At 62.0% G+C, this 17,321-nt stretch carries 18 protein-coding genes; 16 read left to right on the top strand and 2 right to left on the bottom strand.

Annotation, left to right across the window (positions count from 1 at the left end):
* The first annotated feature begins 94 nt into the window (after positions 1 to 94).
* From Q0974_RS07045 to Q0974_RS07035, 3 genes are all read left to right on the top strand, one after another.
* The gene (locus tag Q0974_RS07045; protein WP_299324240.1) at positions 95 to 877 is read left to right on the top strand and encodes a carbonic anhydrase; all 783 of its coding nucleotides are present in this window, start codon (positions 95 to 97) and stop codon (positions 875 to 877) included.
* Between the two features lie 53 nt (positions 878 to 930).
* On the top strand, positions 931 to 1,497 hold the full coding sequence (locus tag Q0974_RS07040) for a phosphoribosyl-AMP cyclohydrolase (protein WP_299324238.1): 567 nt from the start codon (positions 931 to 933) through the stop codon (positions 1,495 to 1,497).
* 172 nt (positions 1,498 to 1,669) lie between these two features.
* Positions 1,670 to 2,038, top strand: a complete 369-nt coding sequence (locus tag Q0974_RS07035; RefSeq protein ID WP_299324235.1) for a MerC domain-containing protein — start codon at positions 1,670 to 1,672, stop codon at positions 2,036 to 2,038.
* Positions 2,039 to 2,096: 58 nt separating this feature from the next.
* On the opposite strand, the gene Q0974_RS07030 is transcribed toward Q0974_RS07035, so the two are convergent.
* Both Q0974_RS07030 and Q0974_RS07025 read right to left on the bottom strand, forming a co-directional pair.
* Positions 2,097 to 2,753 (bottom strand): Rieske (2Fe-2S) protein, encoded by a 657-nt coding sequence (locus tag Q0974_RS07030; protein WP_299324233.1) that lies wholly within the window; start codon positions 2,751 to 2,753, stop codon positions 2,097 to 2,099.
* Positions 2,753 to 3,883: a PQQ-dependent sugar dehydrogenase gene (locus tag Q0974_RS07025; protein ID WP_299324230.1), complete on the bottom strand. Its 1,131-nt coding sequence runs from the start codon at positions 3,881 to 3,883 to the stop codon at positions 2,753 to 2,755. The genes Q0974_RS07030 and Q0974_RS07025 overlap by 1 nt, the downstream gene beginning before the upstream one ends.
* 187 nt (positions 3,884 to 4,070) lie before the next feature.
* Between Q0974_RS07025 and rimP the strand changes: the two genes are divergently transcribed.
* The 13 genes from rimP (at position 4,071) to pnp (ending at position 17,170) form a co-directional block, all read left to right on the top strand.
* Positions 4,071 to 4,598, top strand: a complete 528-nt coding sequence (gene rimP, locus Q0974_RS07020; protein ID WP_299324228.1) for a ribosome maturation protein RimP — start codon at positions 4,071 to 4,073, stop codon at positions 4,596 to 4,598.
* A gap of 4 nt (positions 4,599 to 4,602) precedes the next feature.
* Positions 4,603 to 6,231 (top strand): transcription termination factor NusA, encoded by a 1,629-nt coding sequence (gene nusA / locus Q0974_RS07015; protein WP_299324227.1) that lies wholly within the window; start codon positions 4,603 to 4,605, stop codon positions 6,229 to 6,231.
* Positions 6,232 to 6,244: 13 nt separating this feature from the next.
* Positions 6,245 to 6,949: a DUF448 domain-containing protein gene (locus Q0974_RS07010; protein WP_299326228.1), complete on the top strand. Its 705-nt coding sequence runs from the start codon at positions 6,245 to 6,247 to the stop codon at positions 6,947 to 6,949.
* A complete protein-coding gene (infB, locus tag Q0974_RS07005) occupies positions 6,946 to 9,456 on the top strand; it encodes a translation initiation factor IF-2 (protein ID WP_299324226.1) in 2,511 nt (836 codons plus the stop codon). The genes Q0974_RS07010 and infB overlap by 4 nt, the downstream gene beginning before the upstream one ends.
* 230 nt (positions 9,457 to 9,686) lie before the next feature.
* Positions 9,687 to 10,079, top strand: a complete 393-nt coding sequence (gene rbfA / locus Q0974_RS07000; protein WP_299324225.1) for a 30S ribosome-binding factor RbfA — start codon at positions 9,687 to 9,689, stop codon at positions 10,077 to 10,079.
* Between the two features lie 61 nt (positions 10,080 to 10,140).
* Positions 10,141 to 10,983, top strand: coding sequence for an enoyl-CoA hydratase (locus Q0974_RS06995; RefSeq protein WP_299324224.1), 843 nt, complete (start codon positions 10,141 to 10,143; stop codon positions 10,981 to 10,983).
* Between the two features lie 77 nt (positions 10,984 to 11,060).
* Complete coding sequence (locus tag Q0974_RS06990) at positions 11,061 to 11,573, top strand: DUF2239 family protein (protein WP_299324223.1); 513 nt, start codon at positions 11,061 to 11,063, stop codon at positions 11,571 to 11,573.
* A gap of 38 nt (positions 11,574 to 11,611) precedes the next feature.
* On the top strand, positions 11,612 to 12,229 hold the full coding sequence (locus Q0974_RS06985) for a thymidine kinase (protein WP_299324222.1): 618 nt from the start codon (positions 11,612 to 11,614) through the stop codon (positions 12,227 to 12,229).
* 130 nt (positions 12,230 to 12,359) lie between these two features.
* Positions 12,360 to 12,740, top strand: a complete 381-nt coding sequence (locus Q0974_RS06980; RefSeq protein WP_299324221.1) for a DUF6491 family protein — start codon at positions 12,360 to 12,362, stop codon at positions 12,738 to 12,740.
* 40 nt (positions 12,741 to 12,780) lie between these two features.
* Positions 12,781 to 13,341: a GNAT family protein gene (locus tag Q0974_RS06975; RefSeq protein WP_299324220.1), complete on the top strand. Its 561-nt coding sequence runs from the start codon at positions 12,781 to 12,783 to the stop codon at positions 13,339 to 13,341.
* Positions 13,323 to 14,369, top strand: a complete 1,047-nt coding sequence (gene truB, locus Q0974_RS06970) for a tRNA pseudouridine(55) synthase TruB (RefSeq protein ID WP_299324219.1) — start codon at positions 13,323 to 13,325, stop codon at positions 14,367 to 14,369. Before Q0974_RS06975 ends, truB begins: the two co-directional genes overlap by 19 nt.
* Before the next feature lie 92 nt (positions 14,370 to 14,461).
* The gene (rpsO, locus tag Q0974_RS06965; protein WP_299324218.1) at positions 14,462 to 14,731 is read left to right on the top strand and encodes a 30S ribosomal protein S15; all 270 of its coding nucleotides are present in this window, start codon (positions 14,462 to 14,464) and stop codon (positions 14,729 to 14,731) included.
* A 180-nt stretch (positions 14,732 to 14,911) separates the two neighbouring features.
* A complete protein-coding gene (gene pnp / locus Q0974_RS06960; RefSeq protein WP_299324217.1) occupies positions 14,912 to 17,170 on the top strand; it encodes a polyribonucleotide nucleotidyltransferase in 2,259 nt (752 codons plus the stop codon).
* Positions 17,171 to 17,321 lie beyond the last annotated feature (151 nt).

Raw genomic sequence — 17,321 nt, 5'->3', positions numbered from 1 at the left:
AATCTATTTGGAACCCATCCAAAACCGCCGAGTTGAATGTATATCGGAGTGAGCCGATCTGATTTACATGCCCGGCCGAACAGGAGAGCCACCGATGCGAACGACTTTGCTGCTTGCGGCCTCGGCCGTGGCGCTCGCCGCATGTGGTAGTGCTACCGAGGATAGGGCCTCTACGGCCGACGCGGAAAGCGGCGAAACGCAGCAAGCATCATGGACCTATGAGAATCCGGCAAGCTGGGGCACGGTGCACGAGGAATATGCAACCTGCGCTACCGGCACCGTCCAGTCGCCGATCAATCTTGTACGCGCCGAGGCGACCGACAGCGAAGATGTGACGCTGGAGATCAATTGGGAAAGCGGCCCGATGATCATCGACGGCGCAGGCTATAACAGCGATCTCGTCGCGCCCGAAGGCGGCTATATCATGCTCGAAGGCACGCGTTACGACTTCCTTCAAGTGCATGTGCATGTGCCGAGCGAATATACGATCGAAGGCGAACAGCCAGCCGGTGATATTCACTTCGTACACGCAAATGCAGACGGCGAACTCGCCGTGATCGGCGTGTCCATGACCGAAGGCGAACCGAATACCGTGCTCGCGGCCGCTTTCGAGGCGTTTAGCAACGAGGAGGGCGCGCAAACATTCGGGGGCATCACCTTCGATCCTAACGCATTGCTGCCGGAAACACGCAGCTTCTTCCGTTTCCCCGGCTCGTTGACGACGCCGCCGTGCAGCGAAGGCGTGAACTGGGTGTTCATGAGCGAACCGGTGACCGTGTCGGCCGACCAGATCGCCGCCTACACGGCGCTCTACGGCAATACCGCCCGTCCCGTTCAACCGACCGGCGATCGCGAAATCCTCTTCGTCGAGGGATAGTTTCGGCGAAACCAACTCAACTTTTTACCCAACCACCAACAGGAGTTATCATAATGAAACGCACTATTCCCCTTATCGCAGGCGTAGCCGTACTCGCCGCCTGTTCCCCGGCCTCCGAAGAAGCTTCGGCCGAATCCGCCGGTGGCGGCGAAGGCGCAGCGATCACCGAAGAAGAAGTGACCGCCGCGCAGCAGGCATGGGGCGAGGGCATCGTCTCCATCGGCCAAGTCTACACCGAGGAAGGCGATTACCAGCAGGCCGCGCGCGAGCATATCGAGCGCTTCTACGCCTATGGCGATGACACCACCATCCTGTTCAAGCCGACGCTCGCCGCTGAAGACCAGTTCCGCGGCACCTTCGATGAAGCCCTGTCCTATTTCGTCGGCGGCTCGATCGCGGAAGATGGCGGATTCGCCATCGCGCCCTACACCAATGTGCGCTGGGAAAATGAAGGCACGATCATCGACAGCGACAGCGCCATGGCGATGGGCAATTACTATTTCACCACTACCGAAGGTGAAGAAGTGAAGGTCGAATATACGTTCGGCTATATTGAAGACGAAGATGGCGAACTGAAGATCGTTCTCCACCACTCGTCCATGCCGTTCAGCGCTGGCTAAGCGGTTGCATCACGAAAATTGAGGCGGGGGCCTTCCGTTCGGAAGGCCCCCGTTTTCTTTTTGGCACAGTGTATTAGAGTCTGACCGATTGACGGCCGCCCCAACTACAAAGCATCTTGCACAGCGGCTGCGATATCCATAGATGTTATTGTATATCATCAGGGGCTCAATCATGACTATCGCGAAAACCTTAGACTCGACCGCGATCGGGCTTTCCGGGCTTTGCCTGGCCCATTGCCTGCTTCTTCCCGTCGGCGCAGCGTTCCTGCCGCTCTTTGCGAGCTTGGCGGACATGGAATGGGTACATCGCGTTTTCGTTTTGCTGGCGATACCGGTTTCTGGTTTGGCGATAGCCAGCGCACTCGGCACCCGCGGCGGACGCCTTTTCGCCGTAATCGCGGTGCTCGGGCTTCTGCTGCTGTTTGTCGCGGCCTTTGTCGAAGCCTTACATGATGTCGAAACCCCGTTAACCGTTGCTGGCGGGCTGCTGCTCGCCGGAGCGCATGGCTGGCGCTGGTTCCAACGCGTCCATGCGCATTGAGAACTGACCGGCCCGGGCATATCGTCAATTAACAGCGGCAGGGCTGTGTCAGCCTGTCTCAGATCCGCCAGCCGCATTGAGCGCCGCTGACGCACTCCCCCGTCGCGATGTCGAAACGATAGCCGTGCCAGGGGCAGGTGATCGTGCCGTCGTCATCTGGCTCCGCGTCGAGTGGTAGACCGAGATGGGGGCAGTAGCGCGGAACCGTCGCAGCTTCGCGATTGGCCAGCTTCACCGTACGGCGCTCGTCCAGTGCCGCCGGTCCGCGTTCCACCGCTTCGGCGCGGGCGATCATCATCGCCTCATCCTCATCATAGAGCAGTGCATAGAGCGCCGGATAATAGCTGCCGAACGCGTCTCGCTGCGCGGCATCGGGGTCGGGCACGAGAAATTCGATATCCACCCGGCAACTGTCGGGTCCGGTGGCCGTCGCATGGGTGACGATCCGGCCGACCAGCGTATCGCCCGCATAGCTGTTCGTGGTCCAGCATCCGGCCTCACGATCCAGCTCAAGATCGATCAGCAGTGCGCCGCCCTGCGGCGTGCCGACCGTTGCGCGCCAGCCGCTTTCGCATTCTTCGAGCAACTCAATGGAGGTGAAAGCATGCGCGTGGACATGGGGCAGATGCTCCCAGTCCAGCGCGTTTTCGAACATACGGGCGAGGCTCGCGCCAAGATCGCGGCGATAGTCTGCGACCTTTACGGGATCGCCCATCAAGCGCCCGGCGTCAGCCGTAGCAACCGCCCATCGTCGCCGTCTTCAAGTATCCAGATCGCGCCGTCCGGCCCCTGCTCGACTTCGCGGACGCGATTGCCGAAATCGTAGCGCGCGACTTCTTGCGCACTATCGCCGTCGAATTCGACATGGATCAACGCATTGCTCGAGAGGCCCGCGATCAGCGCATCGCCCTGCCAGTCGGCGAACATATCGCCGGTGTAGAAGATCATGCCGCCCGGCGCGATGACCGGCGTCCAGACGATGGCCGGTTCGCCGAACCCGGTTTGCGTATCATTGTCCGGAATCGGACGGCCGTCATAATGCTCGCCGTCCGAAACGGTCGGCCAGCCATAATTGACGCCGCGCCGGACAAGGTTGAGTTCGTCGCCGCCTGCCGGACCGTGCTCGACATCCCAGAGCCGACCGTCGGGCGCGAAAGCGAGGCCCAGCGGATTGCGATGGCCATAGGACCAGATCTCTGCGGTCATCCCGCCCTGGTCCGCGAACGGATTATCCTCCGGCACGCTGCCGTCGGGGTTCAGGCGGACGACTGTGCCGAGATTGTTCGTCATGTCCTGCGCGGGCTCCAGTTCCTGCCGGTCGCCCGAAGCGATGTAGAGATAGCCGTCCGGGCCAAAGACGATGCGATGGCTGTAATGGCCGCGGCGGCCCGTCTTGGGCAGCTGCCGCCAGATCGTTTCGATATCAGTCATGCTCGTTACGCCGGCTCCGCTTATCGCTATCCGCCCGCGCGCAACCACGGCGCCACGCGTTTCGCCGTCTCCGGCTTCGGCATAGCTGAAATAGATCCACTCGCCGCCCGGCCCGACAACGACGTCGCCCAATCCGCCCTGCCCGCCATAATCGACCTCGGGCAGGCCGCCGATATCGAACCGCTGGCCGGTGGATAGATCGACGCGCCACATCACGCCTTCTTTTTCGGTGACGAGCAGATTGTCGCCCCAGAAGGTCATCGCCCAGGGTTCGGCGAACACTCCCTGTTCCTCTACGGTGAAGGTTTCGGCAGCAACGCTCGTTTCCGCATCCGTGGATTGCGCCGACACGCCTTCTGACGCGCTGCACGCAACCAGAGCGATAACCGACAGGCTGGCAAAAAGAGTTCGCATGATATTCTCCTAAGGGGGCGGAAGTCTCGGTCTATATACGTTTCGCGCCTATTTATGGTTTCTCTTGCCGGATATCAAAGCCCTGCCTATATAGCTCCTGCCTATCTCTACATCGGTGACGTTGCAGAGGCTGGTCCGGAAGCCCCGGGCCGGCACGGGCAAGACTTATATATGCTATGGAGACGGCATGGCGGACATCGCCGCACTGACGCAACTGATCGAACCCGAAGTCGAAAAGCTCGGCTTCGCGCTCGTGCGCGTCAAGATGATCAGCGGCGAGGATGGGCCAGTGCTGCAGGTGATGGCCGAGCGCCCCGATACGCGGCAGCTCGTCATCGAGGATTGCGCGGCCATCTCGCGAGCGCTCTCCGACATGCTCGACGAGGCCGATCCGATCGAGAACGCCTATCGGCTCGAAGTCTCTTCGCCGGGTATCGACCGCCCACTGACGCGGCTGAAGGATTTCGAAGACTGGGCCGGCCATGATGCGCGGTTCAACCTGATCGAACCGGTGATGGGCAAGAAACAGTATAGGGGCGTGCTCAAGGGCCGCGAGGGCGCGGCGATCCACGCCGAAATCGCTGGCAAGGACGACCATATTTTCGATTTTCAGAATATCCATTCGGCCAAGCTGATCTTGACCGACAGACTGATTGCAGAAACCGCGCCGCTTTCGATGGAAGGCGCCGAAACGATTACGGAAGAAGAAGGATAAAGCCATGGCCTCTGCCATTTCCGCTAACAAAGCCGAGCTGCTCGCGATTGCCGATGCCGTCGCGCGCGAGAAGATTATCGACAAGGCGATCGTCATCGAGGCGATGGAAGACGCGATCCAGCGCGCCGCCCGCGCCCGTTACGGCGCGGAAAACGATATCCGCGCGAAGATCGACACCGAGACCGGCGATCTGCGTCTGTGGCGCGTCGTCGAGGTTGTCGAAGAGGTCGAGGACCATTTCAAGCAGGTCGACCTGAAACAGGGCCAGAAGCTGCAGGAGGGCGCGAATCTCGGCGACTTTATCGTCGATCCACTGCCGCCGATCGAGTTCGGCCGGATCGCGGCGCAGGCATCGAAGCAGGTGATCTTCCAGAAGGTCCGCGAGGCCGAGCGCGAGCGGCAATATGAGGAATTCAAGGACCGTGCCGGCGAGATCATCACCGGCGTCGTCAAACGCGTCGAGTTCGGTCATATCGTCGTCGATCTCGGCCGCGCCGAAGGCGTTATCCGCCGCGATGCGCAAATCCCGCGCGAGATCGTCCGCGTTGGCGACCGCATCCGCTCGCTGATCCTCAAGGTCGTACGCGAAAATCGCGGACCGCAAATTTTCCTGACCCGCGCGCATCCGGATTTCATGCGCAAGCTGTTCGCGCAGGAAGTGCCGGAAATCTACGACGGCATCATCGAGATCAAGGCCGCGGCCCGCGATCCCGGCAGCCGCGCCAAGATCGGTGTGATCAGCCATGACGGGTCGATCGACCCGGTCGGCGCCTGTGTCGGCATGAAGGGCAGCCGCGTGCAGGCCGTCGTCCAGGAAATGCATGGCGAGAAGATCGACATCATCCCCTGGTCCGAAGATCTCGCGACGTTCGTCGTCAACGCGCTGCAGCCGGCATCGGTCAGCCGCGTCGTGCTCGACGAGGAAGAAGAACGGATCGAGGTGGTCGTGCCCGACGATCAGCTCAGCCTCGCGATCGGCCGGCGCGGCCAGAATGTCCGTCTCGCCTCGCAGCTTACCGGTTCGGCGATCGACATCATGACCGAGGATGAATCGAACGAGAAGCGCCAGGCCGAATTCATGCAGCGGTCTGACATGTTCCAGGCCGAACTCGATGTCGATGAAACGCTCTCCCAGCTGCTCGTCGCCGAAGGGTTCAGCGAGCTCGAGGAAGTCGCCTATGTCGATCCGGCCGAAATCGCTGCGATCGAAGGGCTCGACGAGGAAATCGCCACCGAGCTCCAGTCACGCGCCGTCGAAGCGCTCGAAAAGCGCGAAGAGGCCGCCCGCGCCAAGCGCAAGGAGTTGGGTGTTGAGGACGATCTCATCGAGATGCCATATCTGACCGAGCAGATGCTGGTCACGCTCGGCGAGGCCGGGATCAAGACGCTCGACGATCTGGCCGATCTCGCCACGGACGAACTGATCGAGAAAAAGCGCGTCGAACCGCGCCGCCGCGACCAGGCCGCCCCTGCCCGTCCGCAGCCCAAGGGCGGCGTGCTCGGCGACTATGGCTTTACCGAGGAACAGGGCAACGAGATCATCATGGCCGCCCGCGCGCACTGGTTCGACGACGAACCGGCCGCTGCCGCAGACGCATCCGGGGAGGACGCAGTTGCGGACAGCGAACAATGAGACCGCGGACGGCCTGAAGCCGAACCAGCGCCGGACGCGCCAGCCTGAAAGGAAATGCATCCTTTCGGGCGATGTACGGCCGCGCGAAGAGTTGATCCGCCTGGCGCTGTCGCCGGACGGCACGATATTGCCCGACGTCCGCGCCAAGGCACCGGGACGCGGCGCATGGATTTCCGCCGATGGCGAAGCGTTCGGCGCCGCGATAGCCAGCGGCAAGCTGCGTGGCGCCCTCGCCCGGGCGTTCAAGACCAACGCTTTGACGATCCCGGACGATCTGGCGGAACGCATCACGGACGCTCTGGCGCGCAATGCGCTGGACCGGCTCGGCCTCGAAGCCCGGGGCGGCACCCTGATCACCGGCTCCGAAAAGCCGCGCGACGCCGCGCGCGCGGGCCAGGTGCAGCTGCTGCTCCACGCCGCCGATGCGGCCGAAGACGGACGGCGCAAGCTCGATCAGGCCTGGCGCGTCGGCATGGATGCGGAAGGCAGCGACATGCGGGGGTTGGTTATTCCGGCGGACCGCACCATATTGGGCGCGGCGCTGGGCCGGGAAAATATAGTTCATATCGCAATTGTGGACGAACGGGCCGCAAAACGTGTATCAGGCGCAATCTCGCGCTGGATGGAATTTTCTGGATCGAATGAAACGGCCGGTCCCGCGGGGCGAGACTCGCGGGAACCGTACGATAATGAGTTGGAAGACAAAGGCTTAGAATGAGCGACGACAATAAGAAGACACTCGGCACACGAACTCTCGGCGTAAAGCGCACCGTCGAGGGCAAGGTGCAGCAGCAGTTCAGCCATGGCCGCAAGAATACGGTCGTGGTCGAGCGCAAGAAACGTCGCGTGCTCACCAAGCCGGGCGAAACCCCCGCCCCTGCGCCCGCTGAAGAGGCGAAAACAGCGCCGGCTCCCGCTGCGCCCGCACCGGCCAAGAAGCCTGCGCCGGCCGCCAAGAAAAAGAGCGAAGCCGACGAAACGCTGACCCGCAAGGAGAAGCAGGAGAAGCTGCTGCGCGAAGCCGAAGAAGCGCGGCTGGCGCAGCTCGAAGATACGCGCCGCCGCGAGGAGGAAGCGAAGAAGCAGCAAAGCGAGGAAGAAGCGAAACGCGCCGAGGAAAATCGCAAGGCCGAAGAGGCGGCCGAAAAGGAAGCCGCAGCGGCAGCCGAAACCGCCGACGCCGCGCCGATCGAACCCGAAACCGGCGGTCCGACGCTCGATCCCGACAAGCCCGCGCCGCGCGCTTTCACGCCGGTCGCGAAACCCAAGCGTCCCGAAAAGAAGAAGGAAGAAAAGGGCAAGCCCAAGCGGGCCAGCGAGAAGCGCAAGGAACGGTCCAAGCTCACCGTCAATCGCGCGCTGCGCGACGGCGATGGCAGCCCGCGTTCGCGTTCGCTCGCAGCGCTCAAGCGCGCCCGCGAAAAGGACAAGGAAAAGCGCGCGCATGCCGATGACCAGCCCAAGGTCAAAAAAGCGCGGGACGTCACAGTTCCGGAAGCCATCACGGTCGGCGAGCTCGCCAAGCGGATGGAAGAAAAGGCCGCCGATCTGGTGAAATCGCTGTTCAAGATGGGCATGGCCGTGACCGTCAACCAGACGATCGACCAGGATACGGCCGAACTGCTCGTCACCGAGTTCGGGCACAATATCCAGCGCGTGTCGGAATCCGATGTCGAACTCGGCATGGAAGGCGAAGAGGACAAGCCCGAAGATCTGAAGCCGCGCTCTGCCGTGGTCACGGTCATGGGCCATGTCGATCACGGCAAGACCAGCGTGCTCGACGCCTTGCGCGGCAGCGAAGTCGTGTCGGGCGAGGCCGGCGGCATCACCCAGCATATCGGCGCCTATCAGGTGAAGACCAAGGACGGTCAGGAAATCACCTTCCTCGATACGCCGGGCCACGCTGCGTTCACCGAAATGCGCGCACGCGGCGCGAACGTCACCGATATCGTGATCCTCGTGGTCGCCGCGGATGACGGCATCATGCCGCAGACGATCGAGGCCATCAATCACACCAAGGCCGCCGAAGTGCCGATGATCGTCGCGATCAACAAGATGGACGTCGAAGGCGCGGATCCACAAAAGGTGCGCGAGCGGCTGCTCGAACATGAAGTGATCGTTGAAGCGATGTCCGGCGATGTGCAGGATGTCGAAATCTCGGCGCTCAAGGGCGACGGGCTCGACGAGCTGACCGAGAAGATCCTGCTTCAGGCGGAACTGCTCGAACTCAAGGCCAATCCGGACCGCGAAGCCGAAGGCACGGTCGTCGAAGCGAAGCTCGACAAGGGCCGCGGCCCGGTCGCCACCGTGCTCGTCAATCGCGGCACGCTGAAGCGCGGCGACATTTTCGTCGTCGGCGCCGAAAGCGGCAAGGTCCGCGCCATGGTCAACGACAAGGGCAAGCAGGTGAAAGAGGCTGGCCCCTCCGTGCCGGTCGAGGTGCTCGGCCTGTCGGGCGTACCCAATGCCGGCGATCCGCTGACGGTCGTCGAGGACGAATCGCGCGCCCGTGAAGTCGCCGCCTATCGCCAGGGCGTCATCGACAAGGCGCGCACGACACAGACGCCGACCAGCGTCGAGAATATGTTCTCGGCGATGGGCGAAGCACAGGCGATCGAATTCCCGCTCGTCATCAAGGCAGACGTGCAGGGGTCTGTGGAAGCGATTATCGGTTCGCTCGAACAGATTTCGACCGACGATATCAAGGTCCGCGTCCTGCATTCGGGCGTCGGCGGCATCACCGAAAGCGACGTGACGCTGGCCGCCGCGTCGAACGCGCCGATCATCGGATTTAACGTGCGGCCCAACGCCAAGGCGCGCGATATCGCAAAACGCGACAGCGTCGAGCTGCGCTATTACGACATCATCTACAACCTGCTCGACGAGATCAAAGCCGAAATGGCGGGTGAGCTCGGCCCCGAGCGGATCGAAAATGTCGTGGGCCGCGCCGAAATCAAGGAAGTGTTCCCGGCGGGCAAGAAGGATAAGGCGGCGGGCCTGCTCGTCACCGAAGGCTTTATCCGCAAGGGCCTCAGCACCCGTCTGATGCGCGACGATGTCATCGTCAGCGCGACGACGATCGCATCGCTGCGGCGCTTCAAGGACGATGTCGACGAGGTCCGCTCGGGCCTCGAATGCGGCGTCGTGCTCGAGGACACGAACGATGTGAAGCCGGGCGATACGCTCGAAGTGTTCGAGGTCGAGGAAAAAGAGCGCACATTGTAGCTGTCACAAAATGCGCCTAGGCTGCTCCCGCCAAAACAAGAGGGAGAGCCAAGATGGGCGACAAGAAAGATTCAGGCAAAGGCGGCGACAAGGGCAAGCCGGGCGACAAGGGCGGCGATAAAGGCGGCGACAAGGGCGGCAAGAAATAGGCCAGCCTTCGCCTGCATGATCGGCGGTCTCGTTACCGGCTTAAGTCCTAAATCGCATGCCGCAACACATAGTGACCGCCAATGAAATCCGAAGAGACACAATCCGTTAGATTGCTACGCGTCGGCGAGCGCGTGCGTCATGTGCTGTCCGAAATCCTTTCGCGCGGCGACGTGCATGACGAGGTGCTGGCGACGCATATGCTCAGCGTCACCGAAGTGCGGATGTCGCCGGACCTTCGCCACGCCACAGTCTTCGTGAAACCGCTGCTCGGCGGCGACGAGGAGGAAGTGCTCGCCGCGCTGAAAAAGAATGTCCGCTATTTGCGCGGCGAAGTCTCGCAGCGCGTGAACACCAAATATGCGGCCGATCTCAAATTCCTGCTCGACGAGAGTTTCGACGAGGGCGGCAAGATCGACCGGCTCCTGCGCGATCCAAAAATTGCGCGCGACCTGTCCGAGTCGAGCGAGGAATAGGCTGCCCGGCCCGCAATCTGCTATCGAAACCGCACAGCCTCGATGCAGCGGGAGGAGCAGTATGGATTTCGAGCGGATAACCTATGACGAACCCGCGACACATGTCGCCCGGATCACGCTTGATCGGGCCGACAAGGCGAACGCGCAGGATGCGCAGATGCTCTACGAGGTCGACCGGGCGCTGACACATGCCGCGCAGGACGATGACATCCGCTGCATCGTGATCGCGGCAAATGGCGACCATTTTTCCGCCGGGCATGACCTCAAGGACCGGTCGGGGCCCGCCGATCACGATCCGGTAACGCTATGGGCCGGCTTCGATGAGCCAGGCCAGGCCGGGCAGCTGAGCACCGAGCAGGAAATGTATCTCGGCCTGTGCTGGCGCTGGCGCAATCTGCCCAAGCCGACCGTCGTCCAGGTGCAGGGCCAATGCATCGCGGGCGGGCTGATGCTGGTCTGGCCCTTCGATATCGTGATCGCGAGCGAGGATGCACGCTTTTCCGACCCGGTCGTCGCGTTCGGCGTGAACGGCCATGAATATTTCACCCATGTCTGGGAAGTGGGGCACCGCAAGGCCAAGGAAATGCTGTTCACCGGCACGTGTTTCACCGCCGAGGAATGCCGGCAGCTCGGCATGGTCAATCATGTCGTGCCGCGCGAAACGCTCGATCGGTTCACGCTCGACATGGCCGAACGGATCGCCAAACGGCCGATGATCGGCCTCCGGCTTGCCAAGCTCGCCTGCAACCAGAGCCTCGATGCGCAGGGCCAGTGGACCGCGATCCAGGCGGCAATGGGCTGGCAGCAGGTCGGCCATGCCAATGCCCGGCTCAACCATGGTGTGCCGATCGATCCGTCGGGTGTCGACACGATCCGCGCGGAGACCCGGAAACCCGACGATTGACGGGAAGCAGATATTTTTACCCGGGTATATTGACTCGCATTTTACCCCGGCATAAATAGCCGTCCGTTCAGGAGGCTATGATGACAAGTTATACCGCATTCGTAACCGAAAGCTGGCTCGCAACCGGCCCGCGCAACCATATCGTCGAAACCCTGCGCGGCATGCCCGAAACCGAGCGGGCGTCGGACATTCTCGTCTTCGACGACGAGACCGGACAGCAGGTCGATTTCGATCTCCGCGCGCTCGCGCAGGAGCCGGCACCGCCGAAACGCGGGCGGCCGAAACTCGGCGTGACGTCCAAGGAGGTTACGCTACTCCCCCGGCACTGGGAGTGGCTCGCCAAACAACCGGGCGGCGCGTCCGCGACACTGCGCAAGCTCGTCGAAACGGCGCGCAAGGCCGGCCTGCCCGACCGTTCGAAACGCGACGCGGCTTATCATTTCCTCAGCGCGATGGCCGGTGACTATCCGCATTTCGAGGAGGCGATCCGCGCCCTGTACGCCGACGACCGGAGCCGGTTCGAAACGCTGACCGCGAAATGGCCGACAGCGGTGCGCGATCACGCGCTCGGCATGGCCTGGGGGCAATAGGCTTGGCGCGCGGCGGCTAGCGGCGCTAGGCTCGCCTAATGGCCAAACTCTATTTCTATTATGCGTCGATGAATGCGGGGAAATCCTCGAACCTGCTCCAGGCCGCGTTCAACTATGGCGAGCGCGGCATGCAGGTGATGCTGTGGACCGCCGCGCTCGACAATCGGCCGGGCTTCGGCGCGATCAGCTCGCGCATCGGGCTGCACAGCGATGCACATCGCTTTGACGAGAATAGCAACATCCATGACGCAGTCCTCGAGCAGCATCGCGAGACCCCACTCGCCTGCGTCCTGATCGACGAGGCGCAGTTTCTGACCAAGGACCAAGTCTGGCAGTGCGCGCGTCTTGCTGACAAGTCGGATATCCCGGTGCTCGCCTATGGTCTGCGCACCGATTTCCAAGGGGAACTCTTTCCCGGTTCCGCAGCGCTGTTAGCTATCTCGGATTCGCTGGTAGAACTGAAGGCCATCTGCTTTTGCGGAAAGAAAGCGACGATGAACCTCAGGATCGACGAACATGGCAACGCGGTGAAAGCCGGCGAGCAGACCGAAATCGGGGGTAATGACCGCTATGTCGCGCTCTGCCGCAAGCATTTCACCGAGGGGTTGGAAGGCCTGATATCCGTACCCTTCGATAAAGAGGGGACCTCAGCTTAGCGGCATTGTCGGCGGTGCCCATACACCGATAAACTCCGCCATAACAGTCTCCTTCGATACGCATCAGTGCAAGCATCACCGCAGCGCGCACTCAGCCCCTGTTCAGGCGGATGCGGATAGCTGTCGCGGAATGAAAACGATTCTCGCCCCGATTGCCATTCTGACGCTGACTGCCCCGGCCGCAGCCTATGATGATCGGGATGACGGCGCGGAAACCGCCGAACCCGAACAGGCCTATATTCCGTTCGCCAACCGATCGATCCGCAACTGGCGCGCGCCGGAGCGCGATATATTACTGATCGAGGCCAATCATGGCCGCTGGTATCGCGCCGAATTTCTCGGGCCGTGCAACGGACTGCGCTTTACCGAGACGATTGCGTTCGACGTCAACAGCAATGGTAGGTTCGACCGGTTCAGCAGCGTGATCACGCGCGATCAGCGCTGCCGCGTCCGCAGTCTGGTCGAGATTCCCGATCCCGACGAGACGGAAGAGGAAACGCAGGCCGAATAGCCGCCCCGACTCCGCCACAATCGCCTGCCAATGGGCGCACATGACCGTCGACCGCCCCATGCTCGCCCAACCGCTATCCGATGGCGATGTTCGCCTCGAACTGCGCACGGAAGCGCATCGCGAGGGATTGCGCGCCGCCTGCGCCGCGGATCCCGATATTTGGGATATCTATCCCTTCTCGATGCTCGGCGAGCATTTCGATCGCGGATTCGACCGGATCGGCGAACTGGCTGAAACCGAAAACTGGGTGAATTTCATCGTGCTGAATGGCGAGGATGTGGTTGGCATGACCAACTATATTCGGCCCGGCGGTTTTCAGCCCGTGCTCGAGATCGGCGGAACCTATATCGCGCCTGACGTACGCGGCGGACCGTTCAATCGCACGATGAAGACGCTGCTGATCGATCACGCCATCGCCTGCGGCTATCGCCGCATCGAGTTTCGGGTGGATGCGCGAAACAAACGGTCGATGGCGGCCGTGCTGAAACTCGGCGCGACGCATGAGGGCACGCTCCGGAAAAACCGAATCACCTGGACCGGATATGTTCGCGACACGGCGGTTTTCGGGCTATTGGCCGAGGAATGGCAGACCCGGACGTAAAACCCGCCCTGCATGGCTGGATCATTCTCGACAAGCCCGTCGGCATCGGCTCGACGCAATGCGTGTCGGCGGTCAAGCGGGCGTTGCGCGACGGCGGCTATGCGAAGGCAAAAGTCGGCCATGGCGGGACGCTGGACCCGCTGGCCTCCGGCGTGCTGCCGATCGCGCTGGGCGAGGCGACAAAACTCGCCGGGCGGATGCTCGACAGCGACAAGGTCTATGAATTCACGATTGGGTTCGGGGCGGAGACCGATACGCTCGATGCCGAGGGCGAAATCACCGAACGCTCGGAAAACCGCCCTTCCCTCTCCGAGATCGAGGCGGTTTTGCGGCAATTCACTGGACCGATAGACCAGATCCCACCCAAATATTCCGCGCTCAAGATCGACGGCAAGCCGGCCTATGCCCGAGCGCGCGCCGGCGAGGATGTGGAGATGAAGACGCGGCAGGTGACTGTGTATTCGCTCACTCTTTCCTCTCCCTTTGCGGGAGAGGATGGCGGAGCTTGCCCGGATACCGGGCTAGCGCAGCCTGGAGAGGGGCATGCCTACCTCGCCCCCTCTCCAACTCCGGCTAGGCGGCAAGCCGCCAAGCCTTCTTATCCTCTCCCGCAAGGGGAGAGGATCGAAAATGTCACCCTCACCGCCACTGTATCGAAGGGCACTTATATCCGCTCCCTCGCCCGCGATATCGCACGCGCCTTGAACACGGTTGGTCATGTCACTATGTTGCACCGCAGCAAGGCCGGCCCCTTTTCGCTGAAAAGCGCGATTTCGCTGGACAAACTGGACGAACTCGCTAAGAGCCACGGCCTTGAACAGGCACTCTTGCCATTGGCGGCAGGGCTGGACGACATCCCGGCTCTATCCGTCGCTCCCGATCAGGCAAGGCAGCTCCGCATGGGGCAGCGGGTGATCGGGGTTTCCGCCACTGCCGGGCTCTATCTTGCAACCGACCAGTCTGTTCCGGTTGCGCTCGTCGAATCCGACGGGATCGAGCTGAAAGTGGTGCGCGGATTTAACCTCTAACAAGCGTACCGGATGGTCCGGCGTGCTTGGAAGTATGCCCGAGCGTCCTGTTTACAGGGTTGCTCGCACAAAGACTCGAAAGGAATTATGCGATGTCGATTACTGCCGAACGCAAGGCCGAAGTGATCAAGGAACATGCCCGCGAAGAGGGCGATACGGGTTCGCCCGAGGTGCAGGTCGCGATCCTGACCGAACGGATCACCAACCTGACCGACCATTTCAAAGGCCATCACAAGGACCATCATTCGCGCCGCGGGCTGCTGATGCTGGTCAACAAGCGCCGTAACCTGCTCAGCTATCTGCGCAATGTCGACGAGGGCCGCTATCAGGACCTCATCAAGAAGCTGGGCCTTCGTAAATAGAGTTTTGGGGAACGGCTCCGTCTACGGAGCCGTTTTCGTTTGTGGACCGCGGGCAATCCGGCACGCGGCCATATCAAGGGAAGCGCGAGAGCTTCCAGACCGCGCAGGGCCGGTGCAGTCCCTGCAACAAAGCGCCGAACCGCATGGGGCGGCCGGCGCGCAGAAAGTGAAGATGAAAAGATGTTTGACGTAAAGAAAGTCGAAACCGAATGGGGCGGCCAGACGCTGACCCTCGAAACGGGCCGGGTGGCTCGTCAGGCCGACGGCGCGGTGCTCGCGCAGCTCGGCGACACGGTGGTGCTGTGCTCGGTCACGGCCGCCAAATCGGTCAAGGAAGGGCAGGATTTCTTCCCGCTGACCGTCCACTATCAGGAAAAATACTCGGCCGCCGGACGCATTCCGGGCGGCTTCTTCAAGCGCGAAGGCCGCGCCACAGAAAAGGAAACGCTGACCAGCCGTCTGATCGACCGGCCGATCCGCCCGCTTTTCCCGGAAGGCTTCTACAACGAGATCAACGTGATCGCGCAGGTGCTGTCCTATGACGGCGAAAACGAGCCGGACATCTTGGCGATGGTCGCGGCCTCGGCTGCCCTGACGATCTCCGGCGTCCCGTTCATGGGCCCGATCGGCGCGGCGCGCGTCGGCTACAAGGATGGCGAATATCAGCTCAATCCGAGCATGGAAGCGGTTGCCGAGGGCGAGCTCGACCTCGTCGTCGCCGGTACGCACAATGCCGTGCTCATGGTCGAATCCGAAGCGCAGGAGCTGTCGGAAGACGTGATGCTCGGCGCCGTCATGTTCGCGCATGAGGAATCGAAAAAGGTCGTCCAGGCGATCATCGATCTCGCCGAACAGGCCGCCAAGGAGCCGTGGGAAATCGATGTCGATATCGACCAGAGCGCGGTGAAGGCCAAGCTCAAGGATCTTATCGGCGCCGATCTCGAAGCGGCGTACAAGCTGACCGACAAGCAGGAGCGTCAGGACGCGATCAATGAAGCGCGCACCAAGGCGCGCGATGCGTTTGACGAGGAAGCCGATCCGGAAGCCTATCTCGCTTCGCTCAAGCTCGTGAAGAAGCTGGAAGCCGAGATCGTGCGCGGCGCGATCATCAAGGACGGTACGCGGATCGACGGGCGCAAGCTCGACGAAGTCCGCCCGATCGAGGCGATGGTGCATTTCCTGCCCCGCACGCACGGCTCGGCGCTGTTCACGCGCGGCGAAACCCAGGCGATCGTTACGACGACGCTGGGCACCAAGGATGCCGAGCAGATGATCGATGGGCTGAACGGCCTCTCCTATTCGCCGTTCATGCTCCACTATAACTTCCCACCCTATTCGGTCGGCGAAGTGGGCCGCTTCGGCTTCACCGGACGGCGCGAGATCGGCCATGGCAAGCTCGCCTGGCGCGCACTCCATCCGGTCCTGCCCGATGCGGAGGAATTCCCCTATACGATCCGGGTTCTCTCCGACATCACCGAGTCCAACGGCTCTTCGTCCATGGCGACCGTCTGCGGCGGCAGCCTCGCGATGATGGATGCCGGCGTGCCGCTCAAGCGGCCCGTTTCGGGCATCGCGATGGGGCTCATCCTGGAAGGCGACGATTTCGCCGTGCTCTCCGACATTCTCGGTGACGAGGATCATCTCGGCGACATGGACTTCAAGGTCGCAGGCACCGAGAAGGGCATCACCTCGCTCCAGATGGACATCAAGATCGCCGGTATAACCGAAGAGATCATGAAGACCGCGCTGGAGCAGGCCCATGGCGGGCGCGCACATATTCTGGGCGAGATGGCCAAAGCCCTCAGTGCGCCGAACACCGAGATGAGCGACTATGCGCCGCGCATCGAGACGATGCAGATCGACAAAGAGAAGATCCGCGACGTTATCGGCACCGGCGGCAAGGTGATCCGCGAGATTGTCGCGGAAACCGGCGCCAAGGTCGATATCGACGACGAGGGCGTGATCAAGCTGTCCTCTTCGGACGTCAACGAGATCGAAGCCGCGCGCAAATGGATCGAAGGCATTGTCGAGGAACCGGAAGTCGGCAAGATTTACGACGGCAAGGTCGTCAATATCGTCGATTTCGGTGCGTTCGTGAATTTCATGGGACAGAAGGACGGCCTCGTCCATGTCAGTGAGATCAAGAATGAGCGCGTCGAAAAGGTGACCGACGAGCTTGAGGAAGGCCAGGAAGTGAAGGTCAAGGTCCTCGAGATTGACGGCCGCGGCAAGGTCCGCCTGTCGATGCGTGTCGTCGATCAGGAAACCGGCGAAGAGCTCGAAGACACTCGCCCGCCGCGTGAACCGCGTGGTGACAAGGGCGGCCGGGGCCGTGGCGGTCGTGGGCGCGGTCCGCGCCGTGACCGTGGCGACCGCAATGAGAATAAGGGCAAGCAGGACGCCGATGGCGATCTGCCCGAATTCATCACCAAGGACTAACTGCCGAAATCACCGGTAACGGGAAAGGGGCTCGCTTGCGGACCCCTTTTTCGTTGGCGAAGAGCGTCCCGATCCGGAACAGCGGCAATAGTCGCGGTTCACAAGGGGTTCAAACGCGATCCTTATGATGCGCAGTCTATTGGGGCGCCCG

The sequence above is a fragment of the Parasphingopyxis sp. genome, assembly GCF_028279465.1.
Classification (GTDB): domain Bacteria; phylum Pseudomonadota; class Alphaproteobacteria; order Sphingomonadales; family Sphingomonadaceae; genus Parasphingopyxis.
This window is presented reverse-complemented; position numbering and strand designations above follow the sequence as displayed.

What these genes read in the sequence shown, in the direction of transcription:
- Q0974_RS07045 (WP_299324240.1), top strand. Translation starts at nt 95, where the DNA reads ATGCGAACGACTTTGCTGCTTGCGGCCTCGGCCGTGGCGCTCGCCGCA.
- Q0974_RS07040 (WP_299324238.1), top strand. Translation starts at nt 931, where the DNA reads ATGAAACGCACTATTCCCCTTATCGCAGGCGTAGCCGTACTCGCCGCC.
- Q0974_RS07035 (WP_299324235.1), top strand. Translation starts at nt 1,670, where the DNA reads ATGACTATCGCGAAAACCTTAGACTCGACCGCGATCGGGCTTTCCGGG.
- Q0974_RS07030 (WP_299324233.1), bottom strand. Translation starts at nt 2,753, where the DNA reads ATGGGCGATCCCGTAAAGGTCGCAGACTATCGCCGCGATCTTGGCGCG.
- Q0974_RS07025 (WP_299324230.1), bottom strand. Translation starts at nt 3,883, where the DNA reads ATGCGAACTCTTTTTGCCAGCCTGTCGGTTATCGCTCTGGTTGCGTGC.
- rimP (WP_299324228.1), top strand. Translation starts at nt 4,071, where the DNA reads ATGGCGGACATCGCCGCACTGACGCAACTGATCGAACCCGAAGTCGAA.
- nusA (WP_299324227.1), top strand. Translation starts at nt 4,603, where the DNA reads ATGGCCTCTGCCATTTCCGCTAACAAAGCCGAGCTGCTCGCGATTGCC.
- infB (WP_299324226.1), top strand. Translation starts at nt 6,946, where the DNA reads ATGAGCGACGACAATAAGAAGACACTCGGCACACGAACTCTCGGCGTA.
- rbfA (WP_299324225.1), top strand. Translation starts at nt 9,687, where the DNA reads ATGAAATCCGAAGAGACACAATCCGTTAGATTGCTACGCGTCGGCGAG.
- Q0974_RS06995 (WP_299324224.1), top strand. Translation starts at nt 10,141, where the DNA reads ATGGATTTCGAGCGGATAACCTATGACGAACCCGCGACACATGTCGCC.
- Q0974_RS06990 (WP_299324223.1), top strand. Translation starts at nt 11,061, where the DNA reads ATGATGACAAGTTATACCGCATTCGTAACCGAAAGCTGGCTCGCAACC.
- Q0974_RS06985 (WP_299324222.1), top strand. Translation starts at nt 11,612, where the DNA reads ATGGCCAAACTCTATTTCTATTATGCGTCGATGAATGCGGGGAAATCC.
- Q0974_RS06980 (WP_299324221.1), top strand. Translation starts at nt 12,360, where the DNA reads ATGAAAACGATTCTCGCCCCGATTGCCATTCTGACGCTGACTGCCCCG.
- Q0974_RS06975 (WP_299324220.1), top strand. Translation starts at nt 12,781, where the DNA reads ATGACCGTCGACCGCCCCATGCTCGCCCAACCGCTATCCGATGGCGAT.
- truB (WP_299324219.1), top strand. Translation starts at nt 13,323, where the DNA reads ATGGCAGACCCGGACGTAAAACCCGCCCTGCATGGCTGGATCATTCTC.
- rpsO (WP_299324218.1), top strand. Translation starts at nt 14,462, where the DNA reads ATGTCGATTACTGCCGAACGCAAGGCCGAAGTGATCAAGGAACATGCC.
- pnp (WP_299324217.1), top strand. Translation starts at nt 14,912, where the DNA reads ATGTTTGACGTAAAGAAAGTCGAAACCGAATGGGGCGGCCAGACGCTG.